This window comes from Nonomuraea montanisoli, from assembly GCF_013363975.1.
Classification (GTDB): domain Bacteria; phylum Actinomycetota; class Actinomycetes; order Streptosporangiales; family Streptosporangiaceae; genus Nonomuraea; species Nonomuraea montanisoli.
The window spans coordinates 133605-154017 of the sequence record NZ_JABWGN010000004.1 but is presented as its reverse complement, the minus strand read 5'-3'; the positions used below and the strand labels follow the sequence as shown (position 1 = coordinate 154017).

Annotated in this window: 19 protein-coding genes and 1 riboswitch; of the genes, 6 read left to right on the top strand and 13 right to left on the bottom strand. The window is 72.6% G+C overall.

The window, feature by feature from the left end; all coding sequences use genetic code 11:
- Positions 1-5: 5 nt before the first annotated feature.
- The 7 genes from HTZ77_RS10475 to HTZ77_RS10445 all read right to left on the bottom strand — a co-directional run bounded on the left by HTZ77_RS10475 (position 6) and on the right by HTZ77_RS10445 (position 6374).
- Positions 6-488, bottom strand: a complete 483-nt coding sequence (locus tag HTZ77_RS10475; RefSeq protein ID WP_175589317.1) for a hypothetical protein — start codon at positions 486-488, stop codon at positions 6-8.
- 152 nt (positions 489-640) lie between these two features.
- Positions 641-1867, bottom strand: a complete 1227-nt coding sequence (locus HTZ77_RS10470) for a cytochrome P450 (protein WP_175589316.1) — start codon at positions 1865-1867, stop codon at positions 641-643.
- Between the two features lie 60 nt (positions 1868-1927).
- Positions 1928-3376, bottom strand: coding sequence for an MFS transporter (locus tag HTZ77_RS10465; protein WP_175589315.1), 1449 nt, complete (start codon positions 3374-3376; stop codon positions 1928-1930).
- A gap of 24 nt (positions 3377-3400) precedes the next feature.
- A complete protein-coding gene (locus HTZ77_RS10460; RefSeq protein ID WP_175589314.1) occupies positions 3401-4690 on the bottom strand; it encodes an NAD(P)/FAD-dependent oxidoreductase in 1290 nt (429 codons plus the stop codon).
- Positions 4687-4887, bottom strand: coding sequence for a ferredoxin (locus HTZ77_RS10455; RefSeq protein WP_175589313.1), 201 nt, complete (start codon positions 4885-4887; stop codon positions 4687-4689). Before HTZ77_RS10455 ends, HTZ77_RS10460 begins: the two co-directional genes overlap by 4 nt.
- A gap of 17 nt (positions 4888-4904) precedes the next feature.
- The gene (locus tag HTZ77_RS10450) at positions 4905-6125 is read right to left on the bottom strand and encodes a cytochrome P450 (RefSeq protein ID WP_407940501.1); all 1221 of its coding nucleotides are present in this window, start codon (positions 6123-6125) and stop codon (positions 4905-4907) included.
- Between the two features lie 57 nt (positions 6126-6182).
- Positions 6183-6374 (bottom strand): SDR family oxidoreductase, encoded by a 192-nt coding sequence (locus HTZ77_RS10445; protein ID WP_175589311.1) that lies wholly within the window; start codon positions 6372-6374, stop codon positions 6183-6185.
- A 166-nt stretch (positions 6375-6540) separates the two neighbouring features.
- Here HTZ77_RS10445 and HTZ77_RS10440 point away from each other — a divergent pair, with 166 nt between their 5' ends.
- Positions 6541-7095: a TetR/AcrR family transcriptional regulator gene (locus tag HTZ77_RS10440; protein ID WP_175589310.1), complete on the top strand. Its 555-nt coding sequence runs from the start codon at positions 6541-6543 to the stop codon at positions 7093-7095.
- A gap of 11 nt (positions 7096-7106) precedes the next feature.
- On the opposite strand, the gene HTZ77_RS10435 is transcribed toward HTZ77_RS10440, so the two are convergent.
- The 5 genes from HTZ77_RS10435 to HTZ77_RS45995 all read right to left on the bottom strand — a co-directional run bounded on the left by HTZ77_RS10435 (position 7107) and on the right by HTZ77_RS45995 (position 11557).
- Positions 7107-7724: a hypothetical protein gene (locus HTZ77_RS10435; RefSeq protein ID WP_175589309.1), complete on the bottom strand. Its 618-nt coding sequence runs from the start codon at positions 7722-7724 to the stop codon at positions 7107-7109.
- A complete protein-coding gene (locus HTZ77_RS10430; RefSeq protein WP_175589308.1) occupies positions 7721-9112 on the bottom strand; it encodes a selenium-binding family protein in 1392 nt (463 codons plus the stop codon). Before HTZ77_RS10430 ends, HTZ77_RS10435 begins: the two co-directional genes overlap by 4 nt.
- A 63-nt stretch (positions 9113-9175) precedes the next feature.
- On the bottom strand, positions 9176-9958 hold the full coding sequence (locus HTZ77_RS10425) for an alpha/beta fold hydrolase (RefSeq protein WP_175589307.1): 783 nt from the start codon (positions 9956-9958) through the stop codon (positions 9176-9178).
- Positions 9959-10027: 69 nt separating this feature from the next.
- The gene (pstS, locus tag HTZ77_RS10420; RefSeq protein WP_175589306.1) at positions 10028-11071 is read right to left on the bottom strand and encodes a phosphate ABC transporter substrate-binding protein PstS; all 1044 of its coding nucleotides are present in this window, start codon (positions 11069-11071) and stop codon (positions 10028-10030) included.
- Positions 11072-11233: 162 nt separating this feature from the next.
- A complete protein-coding gene (locus tag HTZ77_RS45995) occupies positions 11234-11557 on the bottom strand; it encodes a DMT family transporter (RefSeq protein ID WP_175589305.1) in 324 nt (107 codons plus the stop codon).
- A gap of 17 nt (positions 11558-11574) precedes the next feature.
- Positions 11575-11640, bottom strand: a riboswitch (guanidine-III (ykkC-III) riboswitch).
- 142 nt (positions 11641-11782) lie between these two features.
- On the opposite strand from HTZ77_RS45995, the gene fdh reads away from it, so the two are divergent.
- The 3 genes from fdh to nrfD all read left to right on the top strand — a co-directional run bounded on the left by fdh (position 11783) and on the right by nrfD (position 16828).
- Positions 11783-14959 carry a formate dehydrogenase gene (gene fdh, locus HTZ77_RS10410; protein WP_175589304.1) on the top strand — a complete coding sequence of 1059 codons (3177 nt, stop codon included), beginning with the start codon at positions 11783-11785 and terminating at the stop codon, positions 14957-14959.
- Positions 14952-15893: a 4Fe-4S dicluster domain-containing protein gene (locus tag HTZ77_RS10405; protein ID WP_175589303.1), complete on the top strand. Its 942-nt coding sequence runs from the start codon at positions 14952-14954 to the stop codon at positions 15891-15893. Before fdh ends, HTZ77_RS10405 begins: the two co-directional genes overlap by 8 nt.
- Positions 15894-16009: 116 nt before the next feature.
- Complete coding sequence (nrfD, locus tag HTZ77_RS10400; RefSeq protein WP_235994537.1) at positions 16010-16828, top strand: NrfD/PsrC family molybdoenzyme membrane anchor subunit; 819 nt, start codon at positions 16010-16012, stop codon at positions 16826-16828.
- A 499-nt stretch (positions 16829-17327) separates the two neighbouring features.
- Here nrfD and HTZ77_RS10395 read toward each other — a convergent pair whose 3' ends face one another.
- A complete protein-coding gene (locus tag HTZ77_RS10395; RefSeq protein WP_328808514.1) occupies positions 17328-18044 on the bottom strand; it encodes a GntR family transcriptional regulator in 717 nt (238 codons plus the stop codon).
- A gap of 677 nt (positions 18045-18721) precedes the next feature.
- On the opposite strand from HTZ77_RS10395, the gene HTZ77_RS10390 reads away from it, so the two are divergent.
- Positions 18722-19606, top strand: a complete 885-nt coding sequence (locus HTZ77_RS10390; protein WP_175589301.1) for a DUF2268 domain-containing protein — start codon at positions 18722-18724, stop codon at positions 19604-19606.
- 31 nt (positions 19607-19637) lie between these two features.
- Complete coding sequence (locus HTZ77_RS10385; protein WP_175589300.1) at positions 19638-20396, top strand: MerR family transcriptional regulator; 759 nt, start codon at positions 19638-19640, stop codon at positions 20394-20396.
- Positions 20397-20413 lie beyond the last annotated feature (17 nt).

Here is a 20413-nt window from a genome sequence, read left to right as displayed (position 1 = left end):
GCGTCTCAGAACATGTCGCCGCCACGCAGGATCAGCAGCAGGGCGGCGGCCGCCAGTCCGATGCCCCCGGACCAGACGTACAGGCGGGCACGATCACTGATCGGCCCGACGAGCATGTCCTTCGAGCGCACATAGAGCCCCGTCGCCCCGTAGGCCAGGGACATCACCAGCAATAACACCGCGAGCGACCACAGCCCGCCCGCCGCCGACGGGCTCCCGCCGGGGATGGTGACGGAGAACGACCCCAGGCCGAGGGCCACGTCGACGGTGAACAGGACGAGGAGGGCCTGCATCGTCAGCGCCACCCAGACCCCGCCGGAGCCGAGCGGTCTGTCGTGCCCCGCCGGCGCCGCCATGGGGACCGGAGCCGGCGCGCGCTCGTCCCGCTCGATGACGCGCCGTTTCCTGGGCAGCTTCCAGTCCAGCACGTCGCGCAGGAGGGCCAAGGTCCCCAGGAGGGCGGCGAAGACGCCGAGCACCAGCTCCACCGTGCCATCATGCGCGCGGCGGAAGCGGCGGGCAAGGCATTCTCCTCAGCGGGCGGCCGGCCCGCAGCACCCGCACGTCCCCGGCCGGCCCGGCGGGGGGCGCAGGGTCGAGCAGCACGCGGTTCTCCTCGTCTCTTCTCGTCGGCCCGGCGCTACCACGTGACGGGCAGCTCGTAGACGCCGTAGACCTGGCCGTCGTGCTTGAACGGGACGCGGTCCAGGTCGGTGGCCAGGCTCAGGGTGGGGATCCGCCGGTACAGGGTGCTGTAGACCACCTGGAGCTCCATGCGGGCCAGCGGCTGTCCCAGGCACTGGTGCACCCCGAACCCGAAGGCCACATGGCGGGGGGCGTCCCGCCGCAGGTCCAGGTCGTCGGGGCCGGGGAAGACCTCGGGGTCGCGGTTCGCGATGTCGTTCGCCATGATCATGCCCTCGCCCGCGCGGATGACCTGACCGGAGATCTCGATGTCCTCCAGGGCGACGCGGCGGCGCCCGCTGTGGGTGATGTTGAGGTAGCGCAGCAGCTCCTCGACCGCCCCCGCGACCAGCTTCGGGTCGTCGGACTCGCGCAGGAGCGCGAGCTGGTCCGGGTGCCGCAGCAGGGCCAGCGTGCCGAGCGCGATCATGTTCGCGGTGGTCTCGTGCCCGGCGATGAGGAGCAGGACGCCCATCTGCGCGGCCTCCGCCCGCGACAGCTCACCGGCCTCGATCCGCCCGGTCAGCCGTGACAGCAGGTCGTCCGCCGGTTCGGCGAGCTTGCGTCCCACCAGGTCGTCCAGGTACGCGTTCAGCCGGGCACCGGCGGCGGCCCGCTCCTCGGGCGCGGCGTCGCGCCTGATGACGGTCTTGCTGTTGTCCTGGAAGAAGTCATGGTCGTCGTACGGCACGCCGAGCAGCTCGCAGATCACCAGCGAGGGCACCGGCAGGGCGAACGCCTCCACCAGGTCCACCGGCTTCGGGCCGGCCAGCACGGCGTCGATCAGGTCGTCCACGATCCGCTGCACGGCCGGGCGCATCTCCTCCACCCGCTTGACCGTGAACGGCGCCTGCACCATGCGGCGCAGCCGGTGGTGCTCGGGGTCGTCCATCAGGATGAAGCTGGCGAACGAGCCCTTGGGCATGGGGGCCTGCGCCGGATAGCCGGGCCGCGTGATGTCGGCGCTGACCCTCGGGTCCGCCATCAGCGCCCGCTGCTCGGCGTAACGGGTCACCACCCACGGCGTGCTGCCGTCCCACAGCCGGACCCGGGCCAGCGGGCCCTCCTCCTGCAGGGACCGCAGGCCCGGCGGCGGGTCGAACGGGCACCGGGCCGCCCTGGGCATGGGGAACTCCGGGACGCCGGCCGTCTCTCCGCCGGCCGCGCTCAACGTGTCGGTCATCGCGCTCTCCTCGCGTTCGTGGGGATGTTCGGGTGGTCCCGGGCGTGAGCTGCCCGGCGTTCAGCGCTCCGACCGGGCCAGTGACGCCGCCGGGACGCCGGGCTCCTCCGCCGCGGCGGCGGCCCGGCGCCCCGGCAGGGCCAGGGTGACGGCGGCGGCGAGCAGCGCGGCGCCGCAGCCGACCAGCATCCCGGTACGGAAGCCCGCCTCGGACGGCAGGACGTGCGCGCCGAGGCTGACGGTCATCTGCGACAGGACGACGCCCACGACCGCGGCCGACACCGTGGTGCCGATGGAGCGCATCAGCGTGTTGAAGCTGTTGGCCGCGGCCGTCTCCGAACGCGGCACCGCGCCCATGATGAGGGCCGGCATCGAGCCGTAGGCGAACCCGACGCCGATGTTGCAGACGCACGTGACGACCAGCAGGCCCCAGGTGGAGCCGAGCAGCACCATGGAGGAGCCGTACCCGAGCGCCATGACGAGGCTGCCGACGATCAGCGTGACCTTCGGCCCCCGGGCGGCCGACAGGCGCGCCCCGATCGGGGAGACGATCATCATCATGAGCCCCGAGGGCGCCATCCAGAGGCCGGCGCCCAGCATCGACTGGCCCAGGCCGTACCCGGTGGCCTCGGGGAGCTGGAGGATCTGCATGACGACCAGCGCCTGCGCGTACATCGCGAAGCCCACCACGATCGAGGCCAGGTTCGTGAGCAGCACCTGCGGCCGGGCGGTGACGCGCAGGTCCACCAGCGGATCCCCGGCGCGCAGCTCCCACCAGCCCCACACCAGCAGGGCGACCAGCGCGGCGCCGAGCAGCCCGAGCGTGGTGCCGCTCGACCAGCCCCAGTCGCCGCCCTTGGAGACGCCCAGCAACAGGCAGACCAGCCCCACCCCGAGCCCGAGCGCGCCGGCGACGTCGAGCCGCCCGGACGCCCGGCCGGGCGTGGCGGGCACCAGCAGCCGGATCAGCGTGCCGACCAGAACGCTCAGCGCGGCCGACACCCAGAACAGCACCCGCCAGCTCGCGTACTCGGCGACCGCGGCCGAGAGCGGCAGCCCGAGCGCTCCGCCGATGCCCATGGAGGAGCTCATGAGCGCGATCGAGGGGCCCAGCCGGTCGGGCGGCAGCAGGTCGCGCAGGGCGCTGATGCCGAGCGGGATCAGGCCCATGCCCATGCCCTGCATCCCCCGGCCGACGACCATGGGGACCAGCGAGCCGGACAGCGCGCAGATCACGGATCCGGCGACCAGGGGGACCGCGCACACCAGCATCATGCGGCGCTTGCCGTACAGGTCGCCGAGGCGGCCGATGACCGGCGTGGTGACCGCGCCCGCGAGCAGCGTGGCGGTGATGACCCACGAGGCGTTCGACGCGGTCGTGCCGAGGAGCTTCGGCAGCTCGCCGACCAGGGGCACGACCAGCGTCTGCATGAGCGAGGCGACGATGCCGGCCACCGCCATCACGGTGACGATCCCGCCCGGACGCGTGGCGGGCGTGGAGTCCTCCATGAGACTTCTCTCTTCCTGGCGGGCCTAGGCCCGCGTGTTCACGCGCGCGGCCGGAGCCGCGGCAGGGGACGGCGTCGCGGGTGACGCGGCGGGGGACGGCGTGGCGGGGGACGGCGTGGCGGGTGACGTGGCGGGTGACGTGGCGGGGGCCATCGCCGCGGCCACGAGCGGGCGGCGCAGGCGGGCGGCCTTGGCCATGTTCCAGCCGAGGACGCCGGTGACCGCGCCGCCCTCCCGGTAGAGCGCGACGAAGCGGCCGTCCTCGGGGTCGCCCTCGACGACCTCCACCTCGGCGGCCGCCGTGGGCAGTCCGTACGCCTGGATCTTGACGTCGTACTGGTCGGTCCAGAAGTACGGGACCGGCACGTACGGCCGCTCGCCGCCGAGGACGTTGGCCGCCACGATCTGGGCCTGCTCGACGGCGTTGGTCCGGTTCTCCAGCCGCAGCCGCCTGCCCAGGCCCTCGTGGTGCCAGGAGGCGACGTCGCCCACCGCGTACACGCCGGGCGCCGCGCGGCAGAAGGCGTCGCACACCACCCCGTCGTCCACCGGCAGGCCGCTGCCGGCCAGCCAGCCCGTGGCCGGGCGCGAGCCGACCGCGACCACGACCGCGTCGGCGGGCAGCAGCTCGCCCGTGGCCAGCCGCACACCCGTGACCCGGCCGCCGGAGCCGGTCAGTTCGCGGACGGCGGCGCCCAGCCGCAGCCGGACGCCCCGCTCGGCGTGCAGCCGGGTGAGCGCCCCGCCGATCCGGTCGCCGAGCTGGTCGGCCAGGACGGCCCGGCCCAGGCCGGCGAGGGTGACGTCGAGGCCCATGCCGCGGGCCGTGGCGGCGACCTCGGCCCCCAGCACGCCCTCGCCGACCACGACGAGCCGCGGGCCGGCCAGCAGGTGCTCGCGCAGCGCGAGCGCGTCGTCCAGGGTGCGCAGCACGTGGACGCCCGCCAGCCCGTCCTGGCCCGGGAGCCGGCACGGCGTCACGCCGGTGGCCAGGACGACGGCGTCGGCGCGCAGGGTCCGGCCGGCGGCCGTCAGCACCTCGCGGGCGGCCACGTCGAGGCGGACGGCCGCGTCGCCGAGCACGAGCTCCGCCTCCAGCGCGCCGAGCTGCTCCGCCGAGCGCAGGTGCGCCCGCTCGCGCTCCCACGCCCCGCGGAGCACCTGCTTGGACAGCGGCGGCCGGTCGTAGGGAGGGTGCGCCTCGGCGCCGAGGACGGTCAGGCCGCCCCGGTGGCCCTGGCGCCGCAGCGCCTCCGCGACGGCCAGGCCGCCCGCCGAGGCTCCCACGACCAGCACGCCGGCAGGCGCCGTCAAGGCCGCTCCTCCACGGTGATCGCGGCGGCCGGGCACACCTCGGCCGCCTCGCGGACGGCGGCGCGCAGCGCCTCGGGCGGCGTGGCGTCCAGCAGGACCACGATGCCGTCGTCCTCGTTCTGGTCGAAGACGTCGGGCGCGAGCAGCACGCACTGCCCCGCGCCGCAGCACTTGCCGGCGTCGACGATGACGTTCATGTCTCTCCTTCCCGGGGTCACCACGTGACGGGGACCCGCTCCAGGCCCCCGACGAGCAGCCCCTCGCGGCGCCTCAGGTCGGCGGCGGGCACGGCGAGGGCCAGCGTGGGCAGGCGCTCGACCAGCACCTTCAGGACGGTCTGCAGCTCCGTGCGGGCCAGCGACTGGCCGAGGCAGGCGTACGGCCCCGCACCGAAGATCAGGTGCGGGTTGGGGGAGCGGGTCAGGTCCATCCCGGCGGCGTCCTCGAACGCGGACTCGTCGCGGTTGGCCGCCGAGAGGCTGCACACGACCGTGGAGCCCTTGGCCAGCGTGGTGCCGCCGATCTCGACGTCCTCGCTGATGTAGCGGGGGATGCCGAAGCCGAAGTTGGCGTCGTAGCGCAGGCACTCCTCGACCGCGGTGCGCACCAGCGAGGGGTCGGCGACGATCCGTTCCCACCGGGAGCGGTCGGCCAGCAGCATCGCCACCATCTTGCCGATCATGTTGGCGGTGGTCTCGTGCCCGGCGACCAGCAGGCCCTTGGCGGTCATCAGCACGACCTCCTCGGTGACCCGGCCGTCGAGCGCGCCCACCAGCGTGATCAGCTCGCTGATCAGGTCGTCGCCCGGGGTGGCGCGCCTGGCCGCGACGTGGTCGCGCATGTACGCGGCGAACTCGGCCTGCGCGGCGTCGATCTCCTCCTGGGTGTAGCGGGTCAGGCTGAGCAGCGTGTCGGACCAGTACGCGAACCGGTCGCGGTCGGAGTCGGGCACCCCGAGCAGCTCGCAGATCACCCACACCGGCAGCGGGAACCCCAGCGCGGCCACCAGATCGGCGGGACCTCCCCGCTCGACCATGTCGTCCACCAGGCGGCGGGCCGTCGCCTCGATGCCGGGCTGCAGCGCCGAGACGCGCCTGGCGGTGAACGCCTTGCCGATCAGCTTGCGCCACTCCCGGTGGGCGTCACCCCGCACACTCGCGCCGTCGCCGCTGGCGAACACGCCGCCCGACTCGTTCGCTGTGATGGAGGCGGCGTCCTCGGCCACCAGGTGGTGGGTGAAGCGGGCGTCGGACAGCAGCTCCTTCACGTCGTCGTACCGGGTGAGCAGCAGCGCCTCGTCGCCGCTGGCCAGCCGGACGTGCGCCACGGGGCAGCGCTCGCGCAGCTCGGCCCACTCCCCGGGGGGCTCCAGCGCGGCGGGGGCGGCGAACGGGTAGTCCTGGATGTCGGTCACATGTCCTCCTGGAGCGCCGATCAGGGTGATCGGCCCGTCGATGGGGTGGCGGCCCGTGCGGGAAGCGGCGACCCGGAGTCAGGCGGCCGACCAGCCGCCGTCCACCGGGACGAGGGCGCCGTTGACGAACGAGGCGGCGTCGGAGGCGAGGAACAGGGCGCCCTCGGCCATCTGCTCCGGCTCCGCGAGCCGCTCGCCGAGGGCCGGCACGGGGCCGAGCCGGGCGGCGCCGGCCTGGTCGAACGTCATGTTCGTGGCGATGCCGGTCATGGTGGGGCCGGGCAGGCGGAGGAGGTCAAGGGCGGATCCTTTCGCTACCGGACAATGCTGTCCGGTTAAGGGTCACCGTAACGCCCGCGTCCGCCATGTGTCGAGCCGGAGTGTCAGGACGCGGCCGAGAACCGGACAACTTTGTCCGGTTGCTACCCTGACGGCCATGTCAGCTACGCGTCGCCCCAACAGGGGTCCGAGTGCCGCGGCGGAGAACCGGGCCGCGCTCATCGCGGCGGCCCGCGAGGTCTTCGCCGGCGCCGGCTACGACGCGCCGCTCAGCGCGATCGCCCGCGCGGCCGGAGTCGGCCAGGGCAGCCTCTACCGGCACTTCCCCGACCGGACCAGCCTGGCGCTGGCCGTCTTCGAGGACGGGGTGAGCGAGCTGGAGGCGCTGGCCGCCGACCCGGCCGCCACCCTCGACGACGTGCTCGCCATGGTCACCGAGCAGACCATCGCCTCGACGGCGTTCATCGACATGGTGAGCGTGCCGCCGCTCGACGAGCGCATGATCAGGGTCCGCGACCGGGTGGCCGACGTGCTCGCGGGCGTGCTTGCGCGGGCCAGGGGCACCGGCGCCGTGCGGGCGGACGTGACGGCCGACGACCTGGTCACGGCCGTCGGCATGCTCGCGGGGGTGCTGCGCAGGACCCCCGCGCCCGACCGCCACCGGACGGCCGAGCGGGTGTGGCGCCTGCTCCGCAAGGGCATCGACGCCTGACGCGCCGCGGGTCAGGCGCGCAGCAGGGTGACGATCCCGGCGCCCACCAGGGCCGCCGCCCACATGCGGTCCACGTTGAACCACGCGCGCCGCAGGACGGCCAGCCCCGCCACCTCGTAGACGAGCACCGCCACCACCCCGGCGGCCGTGAACATCCCGAGCGTGTGCCAGAGCGCCACGCCCAGCCCCCCGGCGACGGCGTGCGCCGCGTGCCCGCCGGCCGGTCCGCCCTGCTCGGCGGCCAGCCCGGCGAAGACGGGGACGAGCATGAGGCCGGCCCCGTGCGCCGAGGACATGAGGAACGACCAGGCGGCGAGCTGCGGCAGGGACAGCCGCATCCCCACCCAGCGGAAGTGCCGCTTCGACAGCAGCCGCCAGAGGCCGAAGGCGACCAGGACCACGCCGCCGGCGACCGACAGCGCCGTGGCCGTCGTGAGCGAGCCGGTCACCCCGACCACCACCGCGACCAGCGCGACGGAGGCCAGGTGCCCGGCGGCGATCGCCGGCAGCGACGCCAGCAGCAGGTCGCGGCTGCGCTCCTGCAGGCCGCGGGCCACCGCGAACAGCCAGCCCATGGCCGGGTTCAGACCGTGGAAGGCGCCCAGCAGGAGAGCAGCGGTGATCGTCATGGGTAGCAGTAGGAGTCGGACGAGGCGTCGCCGCCCTGCAGCCGCACCTGGTGCGCGCGTAGGCCGCGGAAGTCGTCGCCGTGCGGCAGGAAGCGCGCGTCGAAGGTGAACGAGTCGGCGTCCACCTTGGCCATCCAGGCGCCGACGCCCTCGGGGTAGAACTGGTCGTCCCAGGCGCCGTACAGGGAGTTGGTCAGGTAGACGCGCGCGCCGTCCCTGCTCACCTCGACCATCTGCGGGCCGCCGCGCAGCCGGGCACCGCCGGCGGCGGGGTGGGAGTCGCCGCGGACGATGCCGCCGATCCGCAGCGAGCCCAGCTCGACGGGCTTGAACGGGTCGCTGACGTCGTACTGCTTGAGCTCCCCGGTGCCCCAGCAGGAGACGTACAGGCGCTGGTCGTCCACGGACAGGTCGATGTCGGTGACCAGCGGCGGGACCGCGCCGAACGGCTTGAGCACGTCGGGCAGGTCCTTCGGGTCGGCGGGCTCGGCCGGGATCTCGATCACCTTGCGCGCCTGCCAGCGGCCGTCCTCCCGGAACCAGGTCCACACCGACGCCGACAGGTCCTCGACGCTGACGACGACGCCGGCGAACCCGTACGTCCTCGTCGGGTCGTGCGCGGGCCGCAGCTCCAGCGTCATCTGGTGCTGATCGCCCAGGTCCACCTCCTGGACGTGACGGCGTCTGCGCAGGTCCCAGAAGTGCAGCCGGTGCCCGTACTGGCGGCCGAGGAGCAGCTCGCCCACGACCCCGTTCTCGATCATGGACGGCGTGCCCCACTCGGAGGTGACGAGCACGTCGTGGTTGATGTGCCACCAGAAGTCGTAGGAGAGGTACTGCGGGCCCCGGTCCATCTCCCAGCGGCCGAGCACCTCGAACGACTGGTGGTCGAGGATGGCGATGCCGCCCGGGCCGTCCTCGCCGTTCGCGCCGCCGAGCGCGGAGACGTACAGGCCCTCGGGACCGCAGTGGACGGTGTGCGGCCGGGAGTACCCGGCGCGCTTGGCCAGCTCCTCGGGCTCGATGACCTTGACGAGCTCGGGGCTGACCCGGTCCTTGGTGTCCAGGATGTGGATGCGCGAGGAGCGCAGGCCGGGCACGACCAGGTAGCGCCGCTCGACGTGGGGGTGCGGCGCGTAGGGACACAGGGCGCTGCTGCAGGCGTTCCACCCGAAGTGGTGCAGCTCGTCGCCCTTGTTGGGCAGGTCGGTCCAGCCCACGACCCGGCCGTAGTCGGGAGAGGAGGGGTCGGTGCCGACGACGGCGATCGCGTCGGGACGCTCCGCCCGGCGGTCGAAGGCGGCCACGTAGGCCAGCCGCTCGACCGGCGCGGCGGCGGCGTCACGCGGCGAGGGGTAGAACGTGGGATCCGGAGTCCAGAGAGCCATGAATCCCATGATTCATTCATTACCTACCCGGTCAATAGACAAGCTGCCGAGACCTATGCCGGTTCAGTGCGAAACATTGGCCCGCGCGGGCGGAGCCGTGACCCGCAGGTAGTCCAGCAGCAGCTCGGTGACCTCGTCGGGCCGTTCTAGCGACGGCAGGTGACCGGCCCAGGCCAGCTCCACGTGGCGGGCCTGGCGCAGCCGCTCGGGAAGCCGGGCGGCGATCTCCCGGAAGTCGGGCACGTCGTGGGCGCCGGACACGACCAGGCACGGCGCCGCGATCCCCGCCAGGTCGGCCTCGGGCCGCGTCTGCGGGAACTGCTCGGCCGCGGCGAGCTGCACCTCGAAGGCGCGCCGCTGCATGGTCCGCACCCGCTCGCGGGCCTCGTCCCCGCCTTCCGGGCCGAGCCATGTCTCCACGTTGAGCTCGACGGCCCCGTCGAGGTCGCCGGCGGCGAGCAGCGCGTCCTCCCGCTCGGCGAACGACCGCAGCTCCGGCCCCGGCACGTGGCCGGGCACGCCCGGGCACAGCAGCGCGAGCGCCGTGACCAGCTCCGGCCGGCTCGCGGCCAGCTCCAGGGCGACCCGGCCGCCGTAGGAGGAGGCGACCAGCGTCGCCCGCTCGACGCCGAGCGCCCGCAGCAGCCCGGCGACGTCGCCCGCGTCGCTGTACGGCCCGTCGGCCACGGGCGAGAGCCCGAAGCCGCGCAGGTCCGGCCGGATCACGCGGTACCCGGCGGCGGCCAGGGCCGTCCACTGCGGGTCCCACATGCGGCGGTCGCACACGCCCGAATGGAGCAACACCACGGCCGGACCGTCGCCGGCCACATCATGAGAAAGAGACATGCGACGGCACAGTAGCGAGTCGGCTGCCGGATGTCGCCTCCTTTGTCGCTCCGATCAGTCGCTCCGACGTCAGGTCATCGCGGCGAGGCGGGCGCGGACCTGGACGACCACGTCCTGCGGCAGGGGCGCGTAGCCGAGCAGCGACAGGTACGACTGGCCCGCGTTGCTCGCCGTGTACCGCAGGAAGCCGCGCGCCAGCGGCGCCGTCCCCCGCGCGCAGACGATCTCGTAGGTGATCAGGACGAGCGGGTACGCCCCCTTCTGCCTGGTCGTGTAGTCGAGCGCCATCGCGAGGTCGCCGTCGTCGCCGGTGACCCGGGCGCCCTCCACGGCCTTCGTGGCGCCCTCGGGCGACAGGGCGACGTACTCGCCCGCGCCGTTGCGCACCTTCGCCGTCCGCAGCCCCGCTCCGCTGGCGTAGCCGTACTCCACGTACCCGATCGTGCCCCCGCTCTCCCGGATCGTCTCGGCCATGCCGTCGGAGCCCTCGACCCCGCGGCCCGGCCCGGGCCAGTCCGTCGACGGCGGGTACGGCCAGCCGCCCGCCGCCGCGAGGTAGGAGGTGAACACGTGGCTCGTGCCGGAGTCGTCGGAGCGGTGGAGGACGTCGATCTCCTTGTGCGGCAGGGCCGCGCCGGGGTTCTCGGCGGCGATCTGCGGGGCGTCCCAGGTGGTGATCGTCCTGCCGAACACCGCGGCCATGGTGGCGGGGGAGAGCCGCAGTTCCGGCACGGACGGCAGGTTGTAGGCCACGGCGATCGGCCCCACGACCATGGGCAGGTGCAGCGCGCGGTCGCCGCACCGCCCGTCGGCCAGCGCGTGCTCCTGGGCGCCCATCACGTAGTCGGAGCCGGCGAACTCGGTCGTGCCCAGCAGGAAGTCGCGCACCCCGGCGCCGGAGCCGTTGGGCCGGTAGAGGATTTGCGCGCCGGGATGCATCGAGCGGAAGTCGTCGCGCCAGGCGTTGATCGCCCCGAGCTGCGCGGTCGATCCCGAGGCGCTGATCGTGTTCGCGCCGTCCGCCGCCGGCGCGGCCGGGTCGAGCTGGGCGCAGCCGGTCAGCGTGATGCAGCCGAGCACCACGGAGAGGACCAACGACGTCAGCTTGGACACGTATTCGACCGTATGAAGGGTTCGAGACCGGAGCGTGCATTCTCGTGCAGATCAATCGGAAGGAAACGCCATCAACAGGTCAAACCATCCGATGTCCTGTCTCCCGGTCTCGACGCGGCCGTGATCGACAGGCGCCGTGGAGATCGTCATGTCCGCGCCGGCTCAGTGGCCGCCGCCCGCCAGGTTGAGGCCGACGACGCCGCACAGGATCAGCCCGATCGACACGAGCTTAAGGAGGGACGCGTCCTCTCCCAGAGCGACCATGCCCAGCACGGCTGTGCCGACCGCGCCGATGCCCGTCCACACCGCGTACGCCGTGCCGACCTCCAGGCTCTTCAGAGCCATCGCGAGCAGGCCGAAGCTGGAGACGGCGAACACACCGAAGGCGACGCTCGGCAGCGGCGCCGAGAACCCGTCGCTGAGCTTGAGGGCGTAGGCCATGGCCACCTCGAACAGGCCGGCGGCGACGATCAGGATCCAGGCCACGACGGCTCCTTTCCTCAGGAGCGTCGTCTTGTCCGACCGGGTACGGCGCGTCTCGTCCGGACGGGCCCGGATCGGGCCCGCGTCAAGGGGAACGGCCGCGATCGCCGCCCGCATTCCCCGGACGCCCGGCACAGACCGTCCGCATTCCCCGGACGCCCGGCACAGATCGCCCGCATTCCCCGGACGCCCGGCATAGACCCGGTGAAAGCGGGCAGGACCCGCGTTGTGCCTGGTAGCGGATGGCTAGCGCGCTGGCCGGTGATCCGGCAGCTCAAGGGCGAGGACCCCCGGGGCTCGGCCGCGCGCTCCGCCCGCACCGACGCGCTGCGGCCCCGCACCGAGCGGGCCGACACCGTCGCCCGCTCCGTCTGCCCCTACTGCGCGGTCGGCTGCGGCCAGCTCGTCTACGTCGAGGACGGCCGGGTCACCCAGATCGAGGGCGACCCCGACTCGCCGATCTCCCGCGGCCGGCTGTGCCCCAAGGGCTCGGCCAGCAAGCAGCTCGTGACCCACCCGGGCCGCCAGACGCGGGTGCTCTACCGCAGGCCGCACGGCACCGAGTGGGAGCCGCTCGACCTGGACGCCGCGATGGAGATGATCGCCGACCGGGTCGTGCGCACCCGGCGCGAGACGTGGGAGCAGACCTGCGAGGGCAAGGTCGTGCGCCGCACCATGGGCATCGCCGGCCTGGGCGGGGCGACGCTCGACAACGAAGAGAACTACCTGATGAAGAAGCTGTACACCGCCCTCGGCGCCATCCAGATCGAGAACCAGGCCCGTATTTGACACTCCTCCACCGTCCCCGGTCTGGGGGCCAGCTTCGGGCGTGGCGGCGCGACCACCTTCCAGCAGGATCTGGCTAGGGCGGACTGCATCGTCATCCAGGGCTCCAACATGGCCGAATGCCACCCGGTGGGCTTCCAGTGGGTGATGGAGGCCAAGGCGCGGGGGGCCAAGGTCTTCCACGTCGACCCGCGCTTCACCCGCACCAGCGCCATGGCCGACCGGTACCTGCCGATCCGCGCGGGCAGCGACATCGTGCTGCTCGGCGCGCTGATCAACCACGTGCTGGACAACGGGCTGGACTTCCGCGCGTACGTGCTGGCCTACACCAACGCCGCCACCATCGTCTCGGAGGACTTCCGCGACACCGAGGACCTCGACGGGCTGTTCTCCGGCTGGGACCCGGACACCGCCACGTACGCCCCGAGGAGCTGGGCGTACGCCGCCACCGGCGAGCAGCCGCCGGCCGAGCACGCGGAGGGCGGGCGGCGGCACGCCGAGGCGGCCGGGCCTGAGACCTACGGCGCCGGCGGCGCCGCCGCGCACCCCAGCCCGCGGACGGACCCGACGCTGACCCACCCCCGCTGCGTCTACCAGATCCTCAAGCGGCACTTCGCCCGCTACACCCCGGAGCTGGTCGAACGGCTCTGCGGCATCCCGGGCGCCGCCTTCGCCGAGCTGGCCGAGGCCGTCACCGCCAACTCCGGCCGCGAGCGCACCACCGCGTGGGTCTACTCGGTCGGCTGGACCCAGCACACCGTGGGCGCCCAGTACATCCGCACCGCCGCGATCCTGCAGCTCCTCCTCGGCAACGTGGGCCGGCCCGGCGGCGGCATCATGGCGCTGCGCGGCCACGCCAGCATCCAGGGCTCCACCGACATCCCCACGCTGTTCAACATCCTGCCCGGCTACCTGGCCATGCCGCACGCCCACCGGCACGAGGACCTTGAGCACTACCTGGAGCGCGAGGGCGGCGAGACCGGCTTCTGGGGCAACCGCCGCTCCTACCTGGTGAGCCTGCTCAAGGCGTGGTGGGGCGAGGCGGCCACCGAGGACAACGACTACTGCTTCGGCCACCTGCCGCGCCTGACCGGCGACCACGGCCACTACACCACGGTGATGGGCCAGATCGACGGCACCGTCAAGGGCTACTTCGTGATCGGGGAGAACCCGGCCGTCGGCTCCTCCGGCGGCCGGGCGCAGCGCCTCGGCCTGGCCAACCTCGACTGGCTCGTGGTCCGCGACCTGACGCTGGTGGAGACCGCCACGTTCTGGCGCGACGGCCCCGAGCTGGAGACCGGCGAGATGCGCACCGAGGACATCGGCACCGAGGTGTTCTTCCTGCCCGCCGCGAGCCACGTCGAGAAGGAGGGCACCTTCACCAACACCCAGCGGCTGCTCCAGTGGCGGGAGAAGGCGCTCGACCCGCCCGGCGACTGCCGCAGCGACCTGTGGTTCTACTACCACCTCGGCAGGCTGGTCCGGCGGCGGCTGTCCGACGACGAGATCGACCGCCCACCGCGCGAGCTCACCTGGGACTACCCCGTGCACGGCGCGCACCGCGAGCCCTCCGCCGAGGCGGTGCTGCGCGAGATCAACGGCGTCGGCCCCGACGGGCGCGCCCTTTCGTCGTCCACCCAGCTCCGCCCTGACGGGTCCACCGCCTGCGGCTGCTGGATCTACTGCGGCGTCTACGCCGACGAGGTCAACCAGGCCGCGCGCCGCCGTCCCCGCGGCGAGCAGGACGTCGTGGCGCCCGAGTGGGGCTGGGCGTGGCCGGCCAACCGGCGCATCCTGTACAACCGCGCCTCCGCCGACCCGGAGGGCCGCCCGTGGAGCGAGCGCAAGGCGTACGTGTGGTGGGACGCGGAGCGCGGCGAGTGGACCGGCCACGACGTGCCCGACTGCGAGATCGGCAAGCCGCCGGACTACCTGCCGCCCGAGGGCGCCCGCGCCCAGGACGCGCTCGCCGGCACCGACCCGTTCATCATGCAGTCCGACGGCAAGGGCTGGCTGTACGCGCCGTCCGGACTGGCCGACGGGCCGATGCCCGCCCACTACGAGCCGCACGAGTCGCCGGTCGCCAACCTCCTGTACGGCCAGCGGGCCAACCCCGCCCGCCGCACCTACGACCGGCCCGAGAGCCCGTACAACCGGCCGGGGCCGCTCTTCCCGTACGTGCTGACGACGTACCGGCTGACCGAGCACCACACGGCGGGCGGGATGAGCCGGCCGCTGGCCTACCTCGCCGAGCTGCAGCCGGAGCTGTTCTGCGAGATGGACCCGCGGCTCGCGGCCCGGCTCGGGCTGGGCAACGGCGACTGGGCCACGATCGTCACCAGCCGCACCGTCCTGGAGGCCAGGGTGCTGGTCACCGGGCGCATGCGGCCGCTGCGCGTCGAGGGCAGGGTGATCCACCAGATCGGGCTGCCGTACCACTGGGGGTGGGGCGGCGGCGGCCTGGTCACCGGCGACGTCGTCAACGACCTGACGCCGCTGGTCCTCGACCCGAACGTCTACATCCAGGAGGGCAAGGCGATGACCTGCGACGTGCGGCCGGGCCGGCGGCCGAGGGGCCGGGCGATGCTCGACCTGCTGGAGACGTACCGCCATGGCTGAGCGGATGGGGTTCTTCACCGACACCAGCGTCTGCATCGGGTGCAAGGCGTGCGAGGTGGCCTGCAAGGAGTGGAACCAGCTCCCCGACGACGGGTTCGTCTTCGAGGCCACCTCCTACGACAACACCGGCATGCTGGGGGCCAGCACGTGGCGGCACGTCGCGTTCATCGAGCAGTCGCGGCCGGTGCAGGTGCCGTCCGACCCGGAGGCGGAGGACTCCGTCGACCGGTGGCTGATGTCCTCGGACGTGTGCAAGCACTGCACCCACGCCGCCTGCCTGGACGTGTGCCCGACCGGGGCGCTGTTCCGGACCGAGTTCGGCACGGTCGTCGTGCAGTCCGACATCTGCAACGGGTGCGGCTACTGCGTGCCCGCCTGCCCGTACGGCGTGATCGACCGGCGGGAGGGCGACGGGCGCGCCTGGAAGTGCACGATGTGCTACGACCGGCAGCTGGGCGGGCTCGAACCGGCCTGCGCCAAGGCGTGCCCCACCGACTCGATCCAGTTCGGGCCGCTCGACGAGCTGCGCGAACGCGCCGAGGAGCGGGTGGCGCGGCTGCGCGCCGACGGCCACGAGGAGGCCCGCCTGTACGGGGAGAGCCCGTCCGACGGGGTGGGCGGGGCGGGCGCGTTCTTCCTGCTGCTGGACGAGCCCGAGGTGTACGGCCTGCCGCCGGACCCGGTGGCGACCACGCGCGACCTGCCGGCGATGTGGCGCTGGGCCGGGGCGGCCGCCCTGTCGGTGGCCGGCGCGGTGGCACTGGCGTTCCTGAACGGCGGGCCCGGCCTGAAGAGCGGGACCTCCCTGAACGGCGGGACATTCCTGACCGGCGGGGCGGGCCCGAAAGGCAGAGCGTTCCTGAAGAGCAGAGCGTTCTTGAAGGGCAGAGCACTTCTGAAGGGCAGAGCACTTCTGAAGGGCGGGACCAGGTGAGGACGGAGGGGGCGGTCGTCCCGGAGGCCGGGTTCCGCTCCTACTACGGCAGGCCGGTGATCAAACCGCCCGTCTGGCACGAACCCCACATGCCGACATATCTATATCTGGGCGGGATGTCTGGTGTGTCGTCCTCGATGGCCGTCATGGCCCGGCTGACCGGCAACCCCCGCCTCGCCCGCAGCGCCCGCCTGGCCGCCGCCGTGGGCGCGAGCGCGGGCGCCGCGCTGCTCGCCGCCGAGCTGGGCCGGCCCGAACGGTTCCTCAACATGCTGCGCGTCTTCAAGCCCACCTCGCCGATGAGCGTCGGCTCCTGGATCCTCGCCGCCCAGAGCGGCCTGTCGGCCGCTGCCGCGTCCGCCGACCTGGCCGAACTCCTGCCGGCCGCCAAGGACATGGCGCTCCTGGCCACCGCCGGGGACGCCGCGCTCCTGGCCACCGGCCTGACCGGCCCGCTGACCGCCACCTACACCGCCGTCCTGATCGCCGACACGGCCGTGCCCGCCTGGCACGAGGCGTACCGGGAGCTGCCGTTCCTGTTCGCGGGCAGCGCGATGGCCGCCGCCGGGGCGGTCGCCATGCTCGCCACGCCGAGGGCCCAGGCCGGTCCCGCCAGGGCCGTGGCCGCGCTGGGCGCCGCCCTGGAGACGGCGGCGGGCACGGTCATGGAGCGGCGGCTCGGCATGGTGGGCCGCCCGTACCGGGAGGGCAGGGCGGGCCGCCTCATGGGAACCGCCCGGCTGCTGACGGCCGGAGGCGGGCTGCTGGCGGCGGTCGCCGGGCGCAGCCGCGTCCTGACGGCGCTGTCCGGCCTGGCACTCACGGCGGGCTCCCTGTGCACGCGCTTCGGCGTCCTGGAGGCGGGCCGCGCCTCGGCCGCCGACCCGGCGTACACGATCGTGCCCCAGCGCGAACGCCTTGACGCCGCCCCCTAGCCAGGACCCCACAAGCATGCTCTTCACGAGGGCTGCGCTGCCCGTGAGGAGGCTGGGGCTTCACAAGCATGGTCCTCACGAGGACGCGCTTCGCGCGATGCGGCTCGGGCTGCGCCCAGCGGGGGGCCGAGCCCCCCGCACCCCCAGGCAGGGGTCCTCCGGCCCCCTGCACCCCCGGGCGTGGGCCGGGTACCGAATGGTGAAGGCGTGAGCCCTGACTCGACCATGTGGAGACAGGCATGCCAGGCCGAGAAGGCGGGGCCCCTCAGCTCAGTGAGAAAGCGTCAAGAACCTGCCATCGGTAGACGCGCTCGTCGCGATTGATGTCGATCAGCGTCGCCTGAGTCAGCGTGACCGGGATGATCGCTGCATGGCGGGCCAGAGCTGGTGACGTGGTCGCGGCAGGGAGCGTGCTGGTCGCGTCACCGATACTTGACTCTCGCCCCCAGCGCGCAAGAGAACTCGCAAGCCGCTTCGAGACAAGCAAGCAACTGGAAGATCACTCTGCCGGTTGGTGGTACGACAGCTCGTACAGGTGCCCACCCTTGATCAGAACCGACACTTCGACCGGCCGCTCATTGTCGCTGTAGACCACGCGGAACTGCCGGAACACCGGTACGTCGGGTGGGAGATCCAGCTCTTGCACTTCCTTCTCGGTGGGTTGCCGCACGGAGATGCGATCGCTGAAGTGGCGCTGAGGGAACCCGAGGCCGGCCAGCACCTGTGGCGCGCCACCGCGGACTCTTACCCGTCCTGCCAGCGGGCTTTCCGCCACGATGCTCACCGGGTAGTACGACCATGACAGCTCCACCGGCGCCCCGTCGTGGACCAGCAGCCGGTGACGCATGACGACCAGATCGTCACCGCCGACGCCGAGCGCTGCGGCGACATCGCCGGGTGGTGTCACCTCGCCCACTTTCAGCAGTTCGTAGCCGTACCCGCGAGGGTCCGGAGACTTGTACGTGCTTGCCTCGACGACGAGGGGCCGCCTGTCCCGGACGAAGACGCCCTTGCCCGCGTGGCCGCGTACGAAGCCTTCATCTTTCAGCGCTTGGAGGGCACGCTGGATCGTCGCGTTCGCCGCATTGAAGCGCGCGACCAGATGCGGCGTGGAAGGGAGTTGCGCGCCCGGCTCCAGGTCTCCGGACATGATCTCGGCGCGCAGTTCCGCTGCGATCTGCTGATGGCGGGGCCGAGAGTCTTGCCGCCTACCCACGATTGTCGGACTCCTCAGTCAATGATCATCTGATAGCGCAACTCTCGGCCATGGGCCACCATCGTCATCACGCTGACCTCGACAGGTGTCCCATCACCAGTCCGGAGGACGCGGGTCAGAACCAGAACCTTCGGCTTGGTGGTGTGGTGTGACGGTGCTTGGTTCTGGTGGCGTGTGGGCTGGAACGCGCAACGTCAGCGTGTCTTGTACGCCCGGCATCCGGTGGCTGAACCTGTGCGAGCGGCTCGGCGGGTGGCGTTGCGGTATGCGGAGGTTCGCCGGAACCATCCACACTCGAAGCTGGTCGCCGATGTCGTCTCCTCTCTCTGACCGGTCGAGGAGAGCGCCCCGTGCGTACGCCGTGATCACGGTTGGTTGCCGGGCTGTGATCGTGGGCATGTTGCACGGTCCCGCGTCTACTCGCGGGTCCGCCCCACTCCTGATCGGGGCGGCACGGGGCCGTGGTCGGCCTGCTGCGTGGCGGCACGCTTGCCTTGATCGCGCTCGACGGCGCGCCAGGCGATTGTCCGGGAGGGGTGCGGCGATGGTCTGTCCACCGGGACGACCGATCCCGCCGGGCCTCAGCGCGGCCGGCGAGCACGCAGAAGGCGGGCGTCCTCGACGAAGAATGTCGCTGGATTGACTTTGACGCTGCGTCAACTTCTAGCATCGGCGCCATGTCGATCACTGTTCTTGACACCTACTCCGCCATGAAGCGGATCCTGCTGGCCCCGGTCGCGGACCGCGTTGACCTTCTGCGGTCGATGCTGGAGGCCAACCGGGGCATGTACCGCTACAGCCCCGTCGAGGTCGACCTGGTTGCCGCGCACCTCGAGTCGTCCGGGTTCCCCATCGACCGCGACGAGGACCGTTGCCTCGACGCGCTCGAGACCCTGGCGGCGGCCGGAGCCTGGGAGCGCATGCAACGCGCCCTCGACGACGCCCTTGCCGTACTGCTGGAAGCGACGCCGGGACTGGAGGCCCCGGACATCACCGTGCTGTTCGTCCTCGGCGATCCGAGTGACGAGCACTTCATGGGGCCGTGCAAGGGATTGGCCGGGTTCGGCGGCATCTCGGGCAACATCTCCATCACGTTCTGGCCCTTCCCCGAGAACGTGGAGCGCCTGGAGGCCACCGCCGTGCACGAACTGCACCACAACCTGCGCTGGAGCCCGGGCGGAGTCGTGTGGGACCCGATGGCCGTCACCGTCGGCGACCACATCGTCGGAGAGGGGCTGGCCGACGCCTTCGCCCGCCAGCTCTACGGTGACGAGCTCGGCCCCTCCCGCATCGGCGTGCCGCACCTGCACGACGACGAGGTCTTCGCCAAGGTGCTCACCGGGCTCGACGTGACAGGCATGCAGAACTTCACCGCCTGGGTGCACGGCGATCCCAGCGCCGAGCGTTTCGGTCTCACCCCGGTGGGGCTGCCGATGGGCGCCGGATACGCCGCGGGCAACCGGCTGGTCGACGCCTACCTGGCCGCCACCGGGAAGACGGCGGCGCAGGCCCTGCACGCCGACAGCGCGGAGATCATCGCGACCACGCTGCGCCGCGAGTAGGTAACAGCCGCGAGTAGGTAACACTGGTGCGATGGAGTGGACGATCCAGGAGCTCGCAGCGAGGGCCGGCATCACCAGCCGCACCCTGCGTCACTACGACCGCGTCGGGCTTCTGGCCCCGTCCCGGGTCGGCGCGAACGGGTACCGCTACTACGACCCCACCGCGGTCGCCCGGCTCCAGCGGATCCTGGTCATGCGCCGGCTCGGCCTCGGTCTGCCGGCCATCGCCGAGGTCCTGGCCGACGAGGTGGACGCGTGTGACGGGCTCCGCGCCCACATCGCCGCGCTGGAAGAGGAACGGGACCGCATCGAGCAGCGGATCCGGTCCGTGCGTCACACGCTCGAAGCCCTGCAGGCGGGGGCGGAACCGCGGATGGACGTCATGCTGGCGGGGTTCAACGACGGCTACAAGGACGAGGTGGTCTCGCGCTGGGGCGAGCAGGCGTTCCAGGAGAGCAACGACTGGTGGCACGGCAAGACCCTCGACCAGCAGATGGCCTGGAAGCAGGACACCGAGGACCTCGTCGCCGCATGGGTCGCCGCGGCGAAGACCGGGATGTCTCCGACCTCGGAACCCGCTCAGTCACTGGCCGCGCGGCACGTCCGGTGGCTGAGTCAGATCCCGGGCACGCCCACGGCCGAGGGCGACCGGGAGCGCGCGATCGAGATGGTGGTATGCATGGGCGACATGTACGTCGACGACCCCCGCTTCGGCGGCATGTACGACGACGCCGCGGGGGCGATGTTCGTCCGCGACGCACTGCAGGCGTACGCGCGGACCCGGATGTAGCTGTCCCCCTACGGGTT

What these genes read in the sequence shown, in the direction of transcription:
- HTZ77_RS10455 (WP_175589313.1), bottom strand. Translation starts at nt 4,887, where the DNA reads ATGAACGTCATCGTCGACGCCGGCAAGTGCTGCGGCGCGGGGCAGTGC.
- HTZ77_RS10470 (WP_175589316.1), bottom strand. Translation starts at nt 1,867, where the DNA reads ATGACCGACACGTTGAGCGCGGCCGGCGGAGAGACGGCCGGCGTCCCG.
- HTZ77_RS10390 (WP_175589301.1), top strand. Translation starts at nt 18,722, where the DNA reads ATGTCGATCACTGTTCTTGACACCTACTCCGCCATGAAGCGGATCCTG.
- HTZ77_RS10445 (WP_175589311.1), bottom strand. Translation starts at nt 6,374, where the DNA reads ATGACCGGCATCGCCACGAACATGACGTTCGACCAGGCCGGCGCCGCC.
- HTZ77_RS10430 (WP_175589308.1), bottom strand. Translation starts at nt 9,112, where the DNA reads ATGGCTCTCTGGACTCCGGATCCCACGTTCTACCCCTCGCCGCGTGAC.
- HTZ77_RS10440 (WP_175589310.1), top strand. Translation starts at nt 6,541, where the DNA reads ATGTCAGCTACGCGTCGCCCCAACAGGGGTCCGAGTGCCGCGGCGGAG.
- HTZ77_RS10405 (WP_175589303.1), top strand. Translation starts at nt 14,952, where the DNA reads ATGGCTGAGCGGATGGGGTTCTTCACCGACACCAGCGTCTGCATCGGG.
- HTZ77_RS10435 (WP_175589309.1), bottom strand. Translation starts at nt 7,724, where the DNA reads ATGACGATCACCGCTGCTCTCCTGCTGGGCGCCTTCCACGGTCTGAAC.
- HTZ77_RS10385 (WP_175589300.1), top strand. Translation starts at nt 19,638, where the DNA reads ATGGAGTGGACGATCCAGGAGCTCGCAGCGAGGGCCGGCATCACCAGC.
- nrfD (WP_235994537.1), top strand. Translation starts at nt 16,010, where the DNA reads ATGTCTGGTGTGTCGTCCTCGATGGCCGTCATGGCCCGGCTGACCGGC.
- HTZ77_RS10425 (WP_175589307.1), bottom strand. Translation starts at nt 9,958, where the DNA reads ATGTCTCTTTCTCATGATGTGGCCGGCGACGGTCCGGCCGTGGTGTTG.
- HTZ77_RS10465 (WP_175589315.1), bottom strand. Translation starts at nt 3,376, where the DNA reads ATGGAGGACTCCACGCCCGCCACGCGTCCGGGCGGGATCGTCACCGTG.